This window comes from Bacillus sp. FSL L8-0152, assembly GCF_038006365.1.
Taxonomy (GTDB): domain Bacteria; phylum Bacillota; class Bacilli; order Bacillales; family Bacillaceae_G; genus Bacillus_A; species Bacillus_A cereus.
Genome location: NZ_JBBOVB010000001.1, coordinates 2153733 through 2170344 on the forward strand (window position 1 = coordinate 2153733; position 16612 = coordinate 2170344).

Consider the following 16612-nt stretch of genomic DNA (forward strand, 5'->3'; position numbering starts at 1 on the left):
AGGAAGTTGGAATGATTCCAACTTCCTTTTTCGTATGGAGGTAAATTAACTAGCTAATTTCCTCATAATCCATTCGATAGGTCCTCTAGAAAATTTCTTTCTCCATAATACGCTAAACAAAATACTGAAAATGAAAAATATAGTAGCAAATAATAAAACGAAAAGTAGTGTTTGATGTTCCATTCTATTGAATAGAATTAATGTCCCAATCCCGATAAATACATGACTTACATAATGAGTTAATGTTAATTGACCTGTTTGTATAATGGAAGTAACAAACCAATTATTTTCATATTTTTCAGTGATATAGAGGCAAAGTATTAATATAGCAATAGCAGATCCTGTTGCAGATAAAATGTACAATACATTTGGTAAAATGGGTCCTGTATTAAACAAAAATGTAGCAGTTGCTTTGCTAATGTGTGGAATGAAGTAGTACGTGAGCCCTTTTGATAAAAGTTCTATCAGTATGGTGAATGTAATACCGAGCAAGAGCAACCTATCTCTAATCTTTTTATTATGAAGATCTAATCTGCCAATTATCATACCGATTAAGAAGAATGAAAACCATGGGAAAAAAGGGTGATAACCATTAAAGAATAAATTGCGAAGAAAACCGTTAACTGTCCAGAAGTCTACATAGTTTATAAATGGAGTAGGGCCTCCCCAACCTTCGAAAGCATTGAAAGTAAGCTGAAGAGATTGTGCCAAGAGTAGGATAATAATAGATAAGAAGAGTAATGCTTTTTTTCGGACTGTAATGAGTAAGGCAGCAACGAAAAGGTAAACACCATAGTAGTGTAATATATCCCCAGTCCACTCCATTACGTATAAAAGTAATCCTAAAATAAATAAGAATAGTGCCCGTTTCCATATGATCTTTCGGCTATTAGAAATTTTTATTTTTTCATTTCTAGCAACAGAGGATCTAGTCATTAAAGATATGCCCATTCCAGCAAGTATAACAAACAAGGCAGAAGCTCTACCTTCAAAAAGTGACATGAAGGTTATTAAAAATGGGGGACCATTTCCTTCTGCACCTGTTATAACCATAAAATTAACAAGCAGCATACCAAACATCGCCAAGGCCCTAGCAAAGTCTAAGCCGATAATTCGTTTTTTAGTATTCAATTCAATCCCTTCTTTCAAAAATACTGTTTACAGCTTCCATCCATATTTGTCTATAATCTATATCCACATGTAACATCATAAAATTCCCGACATTATCAAGCACTAATGCTAACATATGAGCTTTTGAAACTAGATTTTTATTTTCAATCAATTGAAGCTCATTTGCTTTTGTAAGGAGGGATTCAAATCCTTGTAAATATTCTGTTTGCACAGTTAGTAATCGATCTTTGTACATATCATTTCTTGAAGATAGTAATACATATTCTTGCAACACACGATTAAAATAAGGATCGTTCTGCTGTTCATCAATTATTTTGAATCCAATTTCAATGCATTTCTCAATAAAATTTTCTTTCGTAAACTCTTCTGTATGGAAGAAGGAAGAAAACTGCATCGCAGCACATAATTCTGTGAAAATACATTCGATTAATGCATCTTTAGATTTAAAGTAATAATAAATGGACGGTTTAGCAATTCCGACTTCTTCAGCAATCATTGAATAAGTCGTTTTGGTAATACCATGTCCGGCAAACAGTCGATAGCTTGCTTCCATAATTGAAGAGAGTGTTTCTGCACTTTTGCTCATAATAAAGCCTCCTAAAAAAAGGTTATATAAATCGTATCATTCATTAATATTTTTTTCAACCTACCGTTAGGTAAAAAAGTGGCCTGTTTTTTACAAAGTCATTTAAAAAGTTTAAGAGTTAAGGAATTGCTTTAGAAATATATTTCTAAAATATTGTGTTCACTTTACACATAAATATTGAGAAAATTTCACTTACCCTAAATGGAAAGGTAATAGAAGTGTCCATAGAGAATTACTCGTAGATTCAATTTTTATCCCCCCATTTTGTGGGGAATGATTGCCGAGTGGTAATGGGATAAGGTTGAGCTACTTTATTAGGGGGAGTGGTTCTATGTTTAATAAAAAAATGGTGGCAATGGCAATGACTGTACCGTTAGTAATGGGGACGATTTCTACGGTTTCGGCATTGGAAAAACAACAGCAAGTAAAGTTAGAAGCTTATTCGCCACAGAAAAAAGCAACTGAATATTTAAAAGAAAATGCTGCGCAGTATGGATTGAAAACAGACCTTTCAGACTTGCAATATATTTCTACAACAGAAACGTCAGTAGCTTCATATGTTAGGTTCCAACAAGTTGTTAATGGTGCACCTGTATTTTCAAAACAAATAACAGTTACGCTTAACGGAGAGGGAAAGGGAGTACTCGCTGTTTCTGATTATCAGCCTGTTACAGGTGTGAAGGAAGTAACGACAAAAATTAGTGAAAAAGATGCAATACAAAAATCAATGGCGTATGTTGGAGAAGCAAGTGAGCAAAATTTATGGGCTCCTACAGATAAAGAGTTCGGATATATTGTTGAAGAAGGAATTGCTCGTCCAGTATATAAAGTTGTAGTCCATTCTAATAATCCATTTGGTGCATGGGAAACATTTATTGATGCAGAAAATGGAAAGTTAATTAAAAAGGTTGATATAAATCGAAAAGCTGAAGGGTCAGGAAAAGTATTTTTACCTAACCCAGTCGTATCTAGCGGTAGTAAAGTAGGCTTAAAAGATAATAACGATGCAGATTCAACAGCTCTAACGAACCAACTGAAAACTGTTACGTTAAAAGGTTTAGATGGAACAGGATTTTTAATTGGAGAATATGTAACGATTTCTTCAAAAGCGAAAACAAAATCTACGAATTTACAATTTAACTATACACGCGCAAATGATAGCTTTGAAGATGTTATGTCGTACTATCATATCGACACATTGCAACGTTACATTCAAAGTCTAGGTTTTAAAAATATTAATAACCGTTCGATAAAAGTGAATGTTAATGGTACAACTGATGATAACTCATTCTATTCTCCATCAACAAAAGCTTTAACTTTCGGTACTGGCGGTGTTGATGATGCAGAAGATGCTGGTATTATCGCACATGAATATGGGCATTCGATTCAAGATAACCAAGTTCCTGGCTTTGGTAGTTCAGCAGAAGGTGGAGCGATGGGAGAAGGATTTGGCGACTTCTTAGGTGCTACATATGAAGATGCAGTATCGACTACTGGATATGGTAAAGCATGTGTTGGAGAATGGGATGCGACAGCTTATTCTAGTTCAGATCCAACATGCTTACGCCGATTAGATACGAATAAAGTATATCCGAAAGATATAACGAATGAAGTGCATGATGATGGTGAAATTTGGGCTCAAGGTCAATACGAAATGGCACAAGCTTTTGGCCGTGATGTAGCAACGAAAATCATTTTACAATCACACTGGTCATTAACACCAAACTCTAAATTCAGTGATGGAGCAAAAGCGATTAAGCAAGCGGATGCTCTTTTATATGGCGGACAACATGCTGCTGATATCGATCGCATTTGGGCAGCGAGAGGCATTAGTACGAATTAATATAAAAAGTCGTGGCATTAAGCCACGACTTTTTAATTTGCTTACGAACTGGTACTAGTAAATAAAGCTATATCAATGTTAGTGTGAATATATCCGGATCCCATTTACTTTTTAGCTTCTTTAAAAACAAAATGCTCTTTAAATTTTCTAGATTCAACTTTTTGACCATTTCGCATAGATCGGAATGGGTGTTCTTGCCATGTAATAATAACATCAACCTCATCCGCTTTTGTAGCAACAGGTAAATTAGCGTGTTCAAATCCAGTTTTTCCACTTGCTAAACGACTTTCCTTTAGGGAAAACAGTTCATATTTCGTTTTCTTATTTGGTTCGTTGCGGAATACTTCGACGTTTACGTTATATACCTCACTATTCCCAACATTCTTTACTGAAAAATGATATGTTTGAAATTCATCTTTTTTAGCTTGAAGCATATTCTTGTTTGTTTTTTTCGGTTTATCAATATTCACTTGCCATTGATCAGAGTTTTGAGAGATTGGTAAAGATTTTGGTGAATAGGCGTATGTTTCGTTTACTACAATTAGGCAAAACAATAGGAAAAAGAAACTAATTGCTTTTTGCATATACACACCTCGCTATAAAATTTTTTATTAATATGCGTGAAAAATACAACTTTTATGTAATAAAATGGAAAAGGGTGACAATTTGATTCAAATACAATTAAATAAATTGGAAGAGATAGTAAATGGTGAAGGATTACAAGAATCATTTCATTATATAGAGATGCAAGGCGTCTGTATTGATTCTAAAAAAATTACGAAAGGGAATTTGTTTGTTCCGATTATTAGGGTGAAAGATGGACACGATTATGTAAAAGAAGCGATGGAAAAAGGTGCGGCTGCTTCTTTATGGAAAAAGTCTTACGGTGATCCTCCAAAAGGAATACCGATTATTTTTGTAGATGACACATTACTTGCACTGCAAAAAATAGCGCGATATTACCGAAAGACAAGTAATGTGAAAGTTATCGGAATTACTGGTAGTAATGGAAAGACAATGGTAAAAGATATAATAAGCACGATATTAAGTACAACTTATCGTGTGCATAAAACGAAGGGAAATTTAAATAGTCAAATTGGTTTACCACTAACGATTTTAGAAATGAAACAGGATACAGAGTTTTTAATACTTGAAATGGGAATGAGCGAAACGGGACAAATTCGAAACTTAGCACAAATAGCACAGCCAGATGTAGCGATCATTACAATGATTGGACAGTCACACTTAGAAACGCTTGGATCAAGAGAAGAGATTGCGAAGGCTAAATTTGAAATTGTAGACGGATTAAATGACGGTGGACTGTTCTTATATAATGGTGATGAGCCATTACTTTCTCAAAATATTAATATGCTAGGTATAGAAAGTAAGTCGTTTGGTGGAAAGTATACAAATGATTTGTTTCCAACGAACGTACAATTAGATGAATATGGTGTTCATTTTAAATTAAATCATTCAAAAATACAGTACGATGTTCCCTTACATGGAAAACATAATATTTTTAATACGATTGTCGGAATTGCTGTAGGTCAATTTTACAAAGTCCCTATAGAAAAAATACAAGAAGCATTGCAGCAAATAAACATTACACAAATGCGCTTTCAGTTTTTAACCGCTAAAACAGGTTTTACAATTATTAACGATGCATGGAATGCCAGTCCTTCCTCCATGAAGGTTGCAATTGAAACGTTGCAGAAATTAAATGCCTATAAGAAAAAAATTATAGTGATTGGGGATATGTTGGAGTTAGGCAAGAAAGCTGAAACATATCATAGAGAAATTGGTAAAATGTTAAATGAGGAGAGCATTCAATATGTATTTACGTATGGAGAGTTAGCCGAAATTGTAGCGGAAGAAGCAAGAAAGAACTATCATACAGGAAAAATAAAGTCATTTGATAATAAAGCCAAAATAGCAGAGGAAGTATTGAAAGTTATAACGAAAAAAGATGTTGTTTTACTGAAAGGTTCACGTGGCATGGCTTTAGAGGAGATTGTACAAAAGTGGATGTGAAAAATCAGAATATATTTTAAAAAGGCTTGCATTCTATAAAAAGAAGAGTTAGAATACTCTGTAAATATAAAAAGTGATGATCAGGAAAAGTACATGATGCAAAGGTCTACAGAGAGCAGCCGGTTGCTGGGAAGGTTGCGATACCGCATGATGGAAAGACACCTGTGAGTGTTGCTTTGAACGTGATTATTAGTAAAAGCAAACGGTACCTACCGTTATCAGGGTTAAGATGGTCAGTATGACAATTTGGGTGGTACCGCGGAAAAAAATCCGTCCCTATTTATAGGGGCGGATTTTTGTATTCTTTGAAAGGGGGTGAGTGACCGTGGATGATGACGATGACAACAATAACGTAAATAAATATAAAATTACTGGAGGGAAAAATAATGGATTCAATAATGAAGCGTTCACTCACAAAAGAATGTACAAAGCAAAGTGGAAAGGTTGTATTACTTCAAGGATGGGTAAAAAAATTCGGCACCTTGGAAATGTTAGTTTTTTATTATTACGGGACAGAACAGGAGTAATTCAATGTGTATTAGAAAATGAATTGGCCGGATATAAAGTTGATGTAGAAAGTGTTGTCCATGTAATCGGTGAGATAGTCGAGACATCGAAAACAGAATTGGGTGTTGAAGTACTTGCTCATGAAGTGAAAGTAATAAACGGTGCAGAACCACTTCCATTTGAAATAAACAAAAAGAAGTTACAAGTTGGATTAGATCAACTATTGAATGAGCGGGTACTCTCACTAAGACATGAGCGAACCGCAGCGATTTTTAAAGTGAAATCTACACTCGTTCAGAGCTTTAGTGAATTTCTTATAGAGAACGATTTCACACGTATATTTACGCCGAAAATTGTTTCGCAAGGGGCAGAAGGAGGAGCAAATGTTTTTAAGCTTCCATACTTCCAAAAAGAAGCTTATTTAGCACAATCACCACAGTTCTACAAACAAATGATGGTAGCGGGTGGGTTAGAACGAGTTTTTGAAATTGCACCTGTATATAGAGCGGAACATCATAACTCTTCCCGTCATTTGAATGAATATATATCGTTAGACGTAGAACTTGGTTTTATTCATGATTTTTATGAAGTGATGCAACTAGAAACTGATGTTTTACGATATATGTTTCAACAAGTAGCGAAAAAATGTGAAATAGAACTACAGCTATTACAAATAGAAGTACCTGTTATTACTGAAATACCTAAAATTACATTGTTAGAAGCACAAGAAATTTTGAAAAGTAAGTATCGTAAAGAATCTCCTGTAGGGGATTTAGATACAGAAGGTGAAAAGTTACTAGGGAAATATGTAAAGGAAACATATAATAGTGAATTTGTTTTCATTACACATTATCCGAAAGAAGCGAGACCGATGTATACGATGCAAAATAAAGAGAATCCAGCTATTACTGATTCATTCGACTTATTATATAAAGGGTTAGAAATAACGTCAGGGGCACAGCGAATTCATGATTATGAAATGTTACTCGCTTCGTTTAAAGAAAAAGGATTACACCCAGAGAAATTTCAATCTTATTTAAATACATTCCGATACGGTTGTCCCCCGCATGGAGGTTTCGGAATTGGGTTAGAAAGGATTGTATATAAACTATTAGAATTAACAAATGTACGAGAGGCGAGTGCTTTTCCGAGAGATTGTACTCGTCTTATACCATAATATTAAAACCCTTCTATGAATATAGAAGGGTTTTGTATATTTAAACATAAGTTAAAGAGAAGAAAAATGTCTTTTTGTGTGAAAATATGTAAATTATATCGAGAACATTTTATAATAAATTGAGAAAAAGAAAATTCATAAGTTATAATGAAATGTGAATATAAAAAAAGTTCATATAATAATGTATGGAAGGGTATGAAACATGTTATATCAAACTCAAGCAACACAACAAACACCAGCTTATATAATCTATCTTCTTGATGTAAGCGCATCAATGAATCAAATGATGGATGTAGAGGGAGAAGAAAAAAGGAGAATTGACATTGTAACAGATGCTCTTTCTTTAGCGATTCGCCAAATGGTATTTCGTTCGACAAAAGGTAGTCGATTGCTTCCAAGATATAAGTTATCTATTTTAGCTTATAGCGATCAAGTTTTTGATCTTTTGGGTGGGGTGAAAACAATAGATGAAGTAGCAAGACTACGTCCACTAGAAAAAATTCAAACGCATCGCTTAACTGATACAGCAAAGGCTTTCTCTGTAGTGGAGAAGTTATTGCAAAAGGAATTACCGAATTTACAAGATGGGCCAGCTCCTGTTGTTTGTCATATGACAGATGGTGCTTCAACTGGCGAAGATCCAGAATTAATTGTGCGAAGAATTATGAATATGTCTGTACCTGATGGAAATGTACTAATTGAAAATATCTTTATTTCGGATGAAATTATGCAAGAACAAATTACTAGTATAAAGAAGTGGGAAGGGATTATGCCACATACAGAAATTACGGATGAATATGGTGCAAAGTTGCAACGACTTTCCTCTCCTATCCCTCAAAGTTATCGTGAGATGATGACTGAGTATGGTTTTCATATTGGGGATGGTGCAGTGATGATGTTTCCAGGTACAAATGCAGATTTAGTATCACTTGGATTTCAAATGTCTGCTGCAACGCCGGTTCGATAGGAGGGAGAAAAATAGTGAAGTATATCCTGTCGCAAGAAAAAGAAACAGTATTACAAGAGAAGAAAGGTGAAAATTTTACATATCGATATAGTTACGTAAGAGCTAAAGAAACGCAAGACTTAAATGAGAGTGGACAAGATTTTCTTATATTTCAAGATAATGGGACTAGTATTACCTTTGCATTATGTGATGGTGTAGGAATGTCTTTTCATGGTGAAATCGCTGCGAAATTTCTTGGTATGAAATTATTAAATTTATTTGAAACATTGCAGGAAAAGAATATTTCTATTCTATTAAATGAAGAGTTGGAAAAGTGGAAAGAAGAAGCAGCAGAGGAAGTGAGGGTATTTCAATTGCCAGAAGAAACACCATGGTTACTTCTCGATGTATTGGAAGAAAAGAGGAGAAAAGGTAGTGAAGCTATGTTCATTGCTGGGAAAATAGAGCTCATTCCAAATCAAGACGAAGTAGATGTAACAATAGTTACACATGGCGATTCTTTTGTACAATTGTTCCAAAATCAGAAAAAGTGCCTAAATGAATTGAATTTTGAGAGAAGTGTAGGGAAAAGATGGTCTACACATCATGGTATTATTGGTGGTGAATTGGATATTTTTTCAAAGAAGTTATCTAGAGAAGAAGTAACTAGAATTGTAATTCATTCAGATGGACTTATGTCGCTTATGCAGTATAACTTTGAGGAAGTCTTACAAAAAATCGAGAGGGCACAGTGCTCACCGACGAGCGATGATATTTCGTTTTTAGATATTTCTTGGTAAGAATACAACGGAAAGGTGAATATACGTGGAAGAGATTATTGTGACGTACATAAAACAATCAAATGAAGAAATAGATATTGCGATCCCAAATGATGTGAAAGTAATACAAATTATTGAAGCAATTTTACATCACGAAAAAATAGATGAAACATTAAGTGAAATTTACGAAATTAGAGTGACAAAGGATAAAGAAGAGTGGCATTCTATTCGAAATGACGAGACTTTGAGAGATAATGATGTTTGGGATGGACAATATGTAATGCTAAATAAAAAAGGGGCGATTATCCCTTCTTTTGAAATGTTACCGGCAGAAGAAGTTAATAATGAACCTGTTAAACAAGGTATATCTTCTAGTGAAGAAGATTATGTATGGAAAATCATTGAGTAATAGTTTTGAATGGGGAAGGAGAAATGCTTTGTGCAAAAATCACCATATTTTCAGCGCTCTCCGCGTGTGAAAGTAGATATACCAACAGGGGATGTTATTATTCATGATCCGCCAAATATACCAGAAGAACCTAAATTTTCTATTGAAACAATGTTATTACCAGCGATGATGACAATTTTAACATTGATATTGTATTTTGTGATGATGAAATTTATGAAGATGAATGCAAGTTATATGCCACTTATGATGGTTTCGAGTATCCCAATGTTAGGATCGTATGCAATTACAACGATGGGGCATTTCCGTAAAAAGAAAGAACATAGGCAAATGGTGGAGCAGTTACAACAAAGATATTTGGAGCAAATTCAAAAGCATCGAGTGGAGTTAGATACGTTAAAGGTTGAACAAGCGAAATATTTAATAACACAAAATCCAAGTCCACTAAAGAGTGTACAAAGAATTGAAAATCGAGAAAGTAATTTATGGGAGCGAACACCTGAAAGCCCAGACTTTTTAGATATCCGTATTGGAACAGGTGAGAGACCATTTTATGTTGAATTGAAAGTGCCTGAACAGCAAGGTTATGAGGAAAATCCATTAATCACAGAAGCACAAAATGTGAAAAGAGATTTTAATACAATCCCTAATGGGCATATTTCAATATCATTGAAAAAAAATGATGTAATTGGTGTGGTTGGCAATAAAGAAGATCGATTGAACTTCACTCGAATTGTAACGACGCAAATTATGACACATCATGCTCCAAATGAAGTGAAAATAGCAGCCTTCTATCATGAGAAGGAGAAGAAAGAATGGGATTGGATGAGGTGGATTCCTCATGTGTGGGATGAGCAGAGAAGCATGCGTTTTTTATCTGTGAATCAACAAGAAGCGCAGAAATTAGCTGAAGCGTTGTTCACACCACTTAATATGCGTAGAATTTATAATTCCTCTGCACAGGTAGATGCGAAAATACCTTTAATCCCAATGTATGTTTTTTTCTTATCCGCGAGAGAATTTTTAGAAGATGATCCTATACTTCCAATGTTACTTAGAGAAGGGGAAAGTGTCGGAGCATCTACATTTATATTTGCAGAACAGAGAGAACGATTGCCGATGGAATGTGATCTTGTTATTAGCTTAAACGGAGAAAACGGTGAGTTAGTAGAAACATTTTCAAGCTCAGCTGAAAATAGCGGGACAACGCGTGCTAGTTTTAAAGTAGACCGACTTTCATTTGAACGATGCGAATCAGGTGCGCGAAGTATTGCTCCTATTCGAATGAAAAGTTCTACAGCGGCTAACATACCGAAAGTATTAACTTTTTTAGATTTGTTCCAAGTGAAAAAAATGGAAGAGTTACAGGTGCTAGAGAGATGGAATAAAAATCGATATCCGACTTCATTGCCGGTTCCAATAGGTGTAAGAGAAGGAAGTAAACCTGTGTTTCTAAATATTCACGATAAAATTGAGAAGAAAGGACATGGTCCGCATGGTTTAATGGCTGGTACAACAGGTTCAGGGAAAAGTGAAGTGATCCAGTCTATTATAGCAGCGTTAGCGGCTACCTATCATCCTCATGAGATGGCATTTATGCTTATCGATTATAAGGGTGGCGGAATGTCAAACACGTTTGCAGGATTACCACATATTATCGCATCTATTACAAACTTAGAAGATCCGAACTTAATTGAGCGTGCAAGAATATCATTAAAGGCGGAATTAGAGAGAAGACAAAAATTGTTTATTCAGGCTGGAAATGTTCAACATTTAGATGAATATTATGAAACAAGCTGGCGTGAAAAAGAACCTTTGCCACATTTATTTATTGTCATTGATGAGTTTGCTCAAATGAAAAAGGAACAACCAGAATTTATGGACGAACTAATTAGTGTTGCTGCAATAGGAAGGACATTAGGAGTTCACTTATTATTAGCTACACAAAAACCTTCAGGGGTTGTAAATGATAAGATTTGGAGTAACTCACGTTTTCGAATTTGTTTACGTGTACAAGATGACGCCGATAGTCGTGAAATGTTAAAAATTCCAGATGCCTCTAAAATTAATGTACCGGGAAGAGGTTATTTACAGGTTGGAAGTAATGAAATATTGGAATTGTTCCAATCTGCATGGAGTGGAGCACCTTATAATCCAGATGAAGAGAAAGTTCTTGCTGTGGTTGATTTTACAGAAGTTAAGCTTTCGGGTGAAAGAATAAAAGTGAAAAAGCGCCCAAAACCAATGACAAATAGTCCAAAGCAATTACAAGCGTTTATTCACTATATACAGAACGTATCGGAGAAAGAAAATATTAAAGCATTGCCAGGGCCGTGGTTGGCACCTTTACCAGAAAAATTATTATTAAAAGAGTTTTATGAAATGGAAAATTGGACTGCTGATGTATGGAATAAGGAGAAAGAAAATTTACAAATTACGGTTGGATTAATTGATGATGTCGGAAATCAAGCGCAGTATCCTTTAAAGCTCGATTTACAAGAAGGCCATTTAAATATATATGGTATGCCAGGAACAGGAAAAACAACGATGTTACAAACGATCATTATGTCTCTAGCAGTATCTCATACACCAGCTGAAGTGAATTTTTATATTATTGATTTTGGACGTATGTTTTTAGATTTTAGAGATTTACCTCATGTAGGCGGGATTGTACAAGAGGACGAATATGAAAAAATGAAACGTTTATTTGGTTTTTTGAAGAAAGAAATTACAGAAAGAAAAGAGAGTTTTTCTAACATCGGTGCAAAGTCATTTTCTATGTATAATCGAATGGTCGGAAAGAAAGTTCCTGCTATTGTTGTAATGGTAGATGGTTATATAAGATTTAAAAATGAATTCGAAAAAGAGAATGAAATATTAGAAATGTTATTACGAGAATCAAGCACATACGGCGTGTACTTCTATTTCTCGCTTAATCAAACTATTGATATGTTTGATCGTGTTCGTAATAATATACCGATGGCAATTACATTTGAATTGCAAGATAGAACTGAATATCATAGTTTAGTTGGTAGACCTAATTTCCCATTAATCGAAGTTCCTGCTGGTCGTGGGTTAATGAAAGGACAACCGCCTGAATTGTTCCAAGCAGCATTGCCGTTTATTGGTGAAAGTGAATTAGAATATTCACAGCAGTTAAAAACGATTATTCAAACAATGAGCAGTGAATGGAATGGTGAAAAAGCAAGAGAGATTCCAATGGTTCCTAAAGAAATATTTGTAGAAGATTTAGTTGAGCAATTAAAACCAGCTCAAATTTCTGCAGGAGTTGAAACAGACGATATTCGTTTACAAAGTTTTTCATTGGACGAAATGAATCATATATTTATCGGTGGAAGAATAGAAGGTGGGAAAACATCATTATTACAAACACTTCTGTTCTCTACTGCTTATCAATATTCTCCGGATGAAGTCGAATTATACTTAGTAGATTTTGGTGAAAGACCTACAGGTATTTTAGCTCTGGGAGATTTGCCTCATGTAGAGAAGAGGTTTACAGATGGTATACAATTAAAAGAAATGTTAGATGATCTGCTAGAAGTAATAAATAATAGAAAAGTAGTTATGCCATCTTTAGATTCAAAAGAAGAAGTGGAAATGCCATATAAGAAAATAATTATTGCAATTGATGATATTGATCAAATGTTAGCGATATTATCTAACGACTTTGATTCGAAAAATAAAATGGAACAAATGGTTCAAAATTGTAAAAATAAAGGGATTCATTTTGTTGTGGCCGCTACAACGTCTAGTGTAAATAGCTATTCTCATGAAAAATGGTTTACAGAAATTAGAAAGAGAAGTTTTGGTTATTTATTAGGTACGACTCAAAATAGTGATGTCTATTTCTTTAATATAAAGCTTCCACATACTGAGATGGATCGAGAATTATCAAGTGGGGATGGATATTGTATACGTAGAAAGCCAATGAAAATAAAATGTGCATATACACCACCACATTTACTTTACAAAATGACAAATAAAATTATTGTGAAATGGTCAGAATTAAAGGTTAAATAATATTAAAAAAGGGTTAAATTACAAGAAAATAGAATTTTTTTGTAATTTACCCCTTTTAAAATTGTTTGAATATAGTTTATAATCTAATTGTTGTATCATTTAAGAATTGAAAGGGGAAATATATACAATGGCAGAAATTAAAATTACACCAGAAGAACTTGAGCGAATTGCTAGTAACTTTACAAACGCAGCTGGGGAAGCTCAAAACCAAATTAATAGACTTGAAGGCGACATTAATAGTTTAGAAGGACAATGGGCTGGGGCAACACAAGCGAAGTTCCGAGGCGAATTTGCTCAATCTAAACAAGCGATGCAACAATACATTCCAATTTTAGAAGGTATTTCATCAGAATTAAAACGTATTTCTGATAAATTCCGTAACACAGATAACGCATATTAATAATAGAACAATTGCAAAAGACCAGGAGCTATTGTTCCTGGTCTTTTCTTTAAAAATTGTCATATGAGAGTAAGGGGATAAAATGGGATTCCGACCAGAAGTAGGAGAAAAAATTATTTTTAATAAAGATGTTTATCGTTTTGAGAAACATCCAGCAGTTATTGGGATTGAAATGCCATATGGGCAAGAGGGAAGACAAGGAACAGTTTATCAATTACAACATGAAAATGGTGTGGAACGAATTGCGTTAAAAGTTTTTAAAGAGCGCTATCGTGATGAAAAACATCAACTAGCATTTTTAAAGCCACTTTCCTCCTTAGCTGGTCTTAAAGTATGCTCACGCTATATCGTTACTACAGAAGAACATACATCTGCTATCGAAAAATCAGAAGATCTTGCTAATAGTATTGTAATGCCTTGGATTAAAGGGCCAACTTGGGCTGATATTTTACAAGAACAACGAGTGTTATCAAAAGAACAATGTTTCTTTATTGCAGAAGCATTTCTTACAACACTTAAAATGATGGAGGAAAATGAGGTTGCTCATAATGATCTATCATCCAGTAATGTACTCATACCTTTTTTAAGTGAAAATCCAATTGAAGGCCAACATTATATTGAACTTGTTGATGTTGAGCAAATGTATGGACCAAAAAGTAAAAGACCTTCATTATTGCCAGCAGGTTCAGCGGGTTATGCACCAGTGTATTTGGAAAATGGGATATGGCAAAAAGAAGCCGACCGTTTTGCTGGCGCCATTTTATTAGGTGAAGTATTAAGTTGGTGTAGTGAGGAAATTCGAAATAACAAATGGACGGATGCCAGTTACTTTAAAACGGAAGAAATGCAGACGGAATGTGAAAGATATACGTTACTTCAGCAAGAATTGCATAATCAATGGAATGGGGAAATCGCACAGTTATTTAATCAAGCATGGAATAGTAACACTTTCGCAGAATGTCCAAGCTTTGCACAATGGTACGATGTATTTCATAGTGCAAGAGAAATAGTAAAAATTGATGCGAAAAGGCAGTCAGAAGAAGAACACTCTCTTTTTGTATCGAAATGTTTGGAAATTGCAAGATTATTAGAAGAGAGAGGATTTAAACAAGCGGCATTATATGAATATAAAACAATTTTTAATTCACTCAATCCATCAACAGCTCTAAAACAAGAACTCGCATATATTATTCAACTACTAGAGAATCAAGAATCTGAAATAAATCAAAAAAAGGTGCTGCAAAGTTATGTGGAACTAGCTACTGAATTGGAGCGAGAAAATAATAAAGAATATGCTTGTTTCGTCTATTCACGAATCGTACAATTTCCAAACATTGATCATGCGTTAAAAAAGGAAATTGAAAGCATTATTAAAGAGATAAAAGAAGAAAAAGAGCCAACAATACCAGAAATAGCAGCTACAATCACAGTTCCAAATAGCATTTTACAGAGCCGTAAACAAACAAAAAAACAAGTTGAATATGATATAGATGATGAAATTTTAAATGCAAAAGCATCGAATCAACCTCTTACATTAACGCATGAACAAAAAGAACCGTCCGCCTTCTCAATTTGGTGGAACAAGAATAAAAAACGGGTTTTGATTATTGGCTCAATTGTAGTAGTTGTTATAGGTGGTTCAACAATATTTTACTTTTATACAACAAATGCTAAATACCAAAAATTTATGGGACAAGCACGCCAAGCCTATCATGATAAAAAATATATAAAAGCAGAAGAAGCTGTTGGTCATGCGATCGCAGTGAAAGGAAAAGATGAAGCTCATCTTCAGCTAGCAACGATTTACATTGCTGAAGGGAAAAATAAAATTGCAATCGACTACCTTACAAAATTAATAAAAGATAGAGAAATAGATAAAGAAAATAATGAAGCGGCATATCTATTAGCTTCAGCGAATTTCCGTATAGGAAAATATCAAGAAGCAGTTCCGAATTTCGAACAAGCATTAGCGAATAATGCAAAAGGAATTGAACCATATAAAAAAGATGCGATGCGAGATTTAGCTGTAAGTCATATGAAAATGAAAGAATTTGAAAAAGCAGAAGATGTTATTGTCAAAATGAGTACGAAAACAAATGAAGATAAGGCAATTGTTTCGTATTTAAAAGGACAACTAGCAACTGCAACTGTGCAATTAGATAAAGCAGAATCTTTCTTTAAAGAAGCCATTATGCAAGATTCAAAGAATGCTATATATGCAATTGAACTTTCGAATTTATATGTACTTTGGAATAAAACAAATTTAATTGATAGTGCAAAAAAAGAAGTGAATTATCAACAAGCATCGCAAGTATTACAAGCTGCAATCCAAAAAGATATGAAAAATATAGAGTTACTAAATCAATTGGGAATTGTATATTATGAAGCTGGTCAATTTTATGAAACACGAGATGGCGGAAAAAGTAATGCATCGTATCAACAAGCGTTAGAGGCTTACAATAGAGTTGTTAACAACGGGACTCGTGACACAAATACGCTTGTGAATATAGGGATTTTATACGACAAAGTGGGACAAGGAAATGAAGCCGAGAAATTTTTCACGGAAGCATATTCACAAAATGATGAAGATCCGCATGTGAATTTTGCATTCGGGATGTTTAAAATTAAACAAAAAAAATATGAAGAAGCGAGTCGTTTCTTAAGAAAAACGGTACAAGCAAATGAAAATGAAACTGAAGTAAGAGCAGCACAAGAAAAACTAACAGAGATGAAAACAAACGGCTGGATTCAATAAAGATGTGAAA

Annotated in this window: 11 protein-coding genes, 1 pseudogene and 1 other annotated feature; of the genes and pseudogenes, 9 read left to right on the plus strand and 3 right to left on the minus strand. The window is 34.2% G+C overall.

Going from position 1 to position 16612, the window contains the following annotated elements:
• Nucleotides 1-45: 45 nt before the first annotated feature.
• Together MHH27_RS10975 and MHH27_RS10980 are read right to left on the minus strand one after the other, a co-directional pair.
• Nucleotides 46-1131: a DUF418 domain-containing protein gene (locus MHH27_RS10975; RefSeq protein WP_142327656.1), complete on the minus strand. Its 1086-nt coding sequence runs from the start codon at nt 1129-1131 to the stop codon at nt 46-48.
• Between the two features lies 1 nt (nt 1132).
• Nucleotides 1133-1717: a TetR/AcrR family transcriptional regulator gene (locus tag MHH27_RS10980; RefSeq protein WP_016512885.1), complete on the minus strand. Its 585-nt coding sequence runs from the start codon at nt 1715-1717 to the stop codon at nt 1133-1135.
• Between the two features lie 331 nt (nt 1718-2048).
• Between MHH27_RS10980 and MHH27_RS10985 the strand changes: the two genes are divergently transcribed.
• Nucleotides 2049-3560 (plus strand): M36 family metallopeptidase, encoded by a 1512-nt coding sequence (locus tag MHH27_RS10985; protein WP_000482274.1) that lies wholly within the window; start codon nt 2049-2051, stop codon nt 3558-3560.
• A 104-nt stretch (nt 3561-3664) separates the two neighbouring features.
• Here MHH27_RS10985 and MHH27_RS10990 read toward each other — a convergent pair whose 3' ends face one another.
• A complete protein-coding gene (locus tag MHH27_RS10990; protein ID WP_069605045.1) occupies nt 3665-4144 on the minus strand; it encodes a hypothetical protein in 480 nt (159 codons plus the stop codon).
• A gap of 64 nt (nt 4145-4208) precedes the next feature.
• On the opposite strand from MHH27_RS10990, the gene MHH27_RS10995 reads away from it, so the two are divergent.
• The 8 genes and pseudogenes from MHH27_RS10995 (at nt 4209) to MHH27_RS11030 (ending at nt 16602) form a co-directional block, all read left to right on the plus strand.
• The gene (locus MHH27_RS10995; RefSeq protein WP_340942519.1) at nt 4209-5591 is read left to right on the plus strand and encodes a UDP-N-acetylmuramoyl-tripeptide--D-alanyl-D-alanine ligase; all 1383 of its coding nucleotides are present in this window, start codon (nt 4209-4211) and stop codon (nt 5589-5591) included.
• Between the two features lie 67 nt (nt 5592-5658).
• Nucleotides 5659-5872, plus strand: a binding site (T-box leader).
• A 105-nt stretch (nt 5873-5977) separates the two neighbouring features.
• Nucleotides 5978-7275: pseudogene (aspS, locus tag MHH27_RS11000) on the plus strand (aspartate--tRNA(Asn) ligase).
• 202 nt (nt 7276-7477) lie between these two features.
• Nucleotides 7478-8242: a vWA domain-containing protein gene (locus tag MHH27_RS11005; protein WP_000966848.1), complete on the plus strand. Its 765-nt coding sequence runs from the start codon at nt 7478-7480 to the stop codon at nt 8240-8242.
• Nucleotides 8243-8253: 11 nt separating this feature from the next.
• Nucleotides 8254-9021 carry a hypothetical protein gene (locus MHH27_RS11010; RefSeq protein WP_053564633.1) on the plus strand — a complete coding sequence of 256 codons (768 nt, stop codon included), beginning with the start codon at nt 8254-8256 and terminating at the stop codon, nt 9019-9021.
• Between the two features lie 25 nt (nt 9022-9046).
• Nucleotides 9047-9409 (plus strand): hypothetical protein, encoded by a 363-nt coding sequence (locus tag MHH27_RS11015; RefSeq protein ID WP_000391135.1) that lies wholly within the window; start codon nt 9047-9049, stop codon nt 9407-9409.
• A gap of 30 nt (nt 9410-9439) precedes the next feature.
• Nucleotides 9440-13447 carry a type VII secretion protein EssC gene (gene essC, locus MHH27_RS11020; protein WP_340942522.1) on the plus strand — a complete coding sequence of 1336 codons (4008 nt, stop codon included), beginning with the start codon at nt 9440-9442 and terminating at the stop codon, nt 13445-13447.
• Between the two features lie 127 nt (nt 13448-13574).
• Entirely contained in the window at nt 13575-13847 is a 273-nt protein-coding gene (locus MHH27_RS11025; protein ID WP_053564631.1) for a WXG100 family type VII secretion target, read from the plus strand.
• An 82-nt stretch (nt 13848-13929) separates the two neighbouring features.
• The gene (locus MHH27_RS11030; protein WP_340942524.1) at nt 13930-16602 is read left to right on the plus strand and encodes a tetratricopeptide repeat protein; all 2673 of its coding nucleotides are present in this window, start codon (nt 13930-13932) and stop codon (nt 16600-16602) included.
• Nucleotides 16603-16612: the final 10 nt, after the last annotated feature.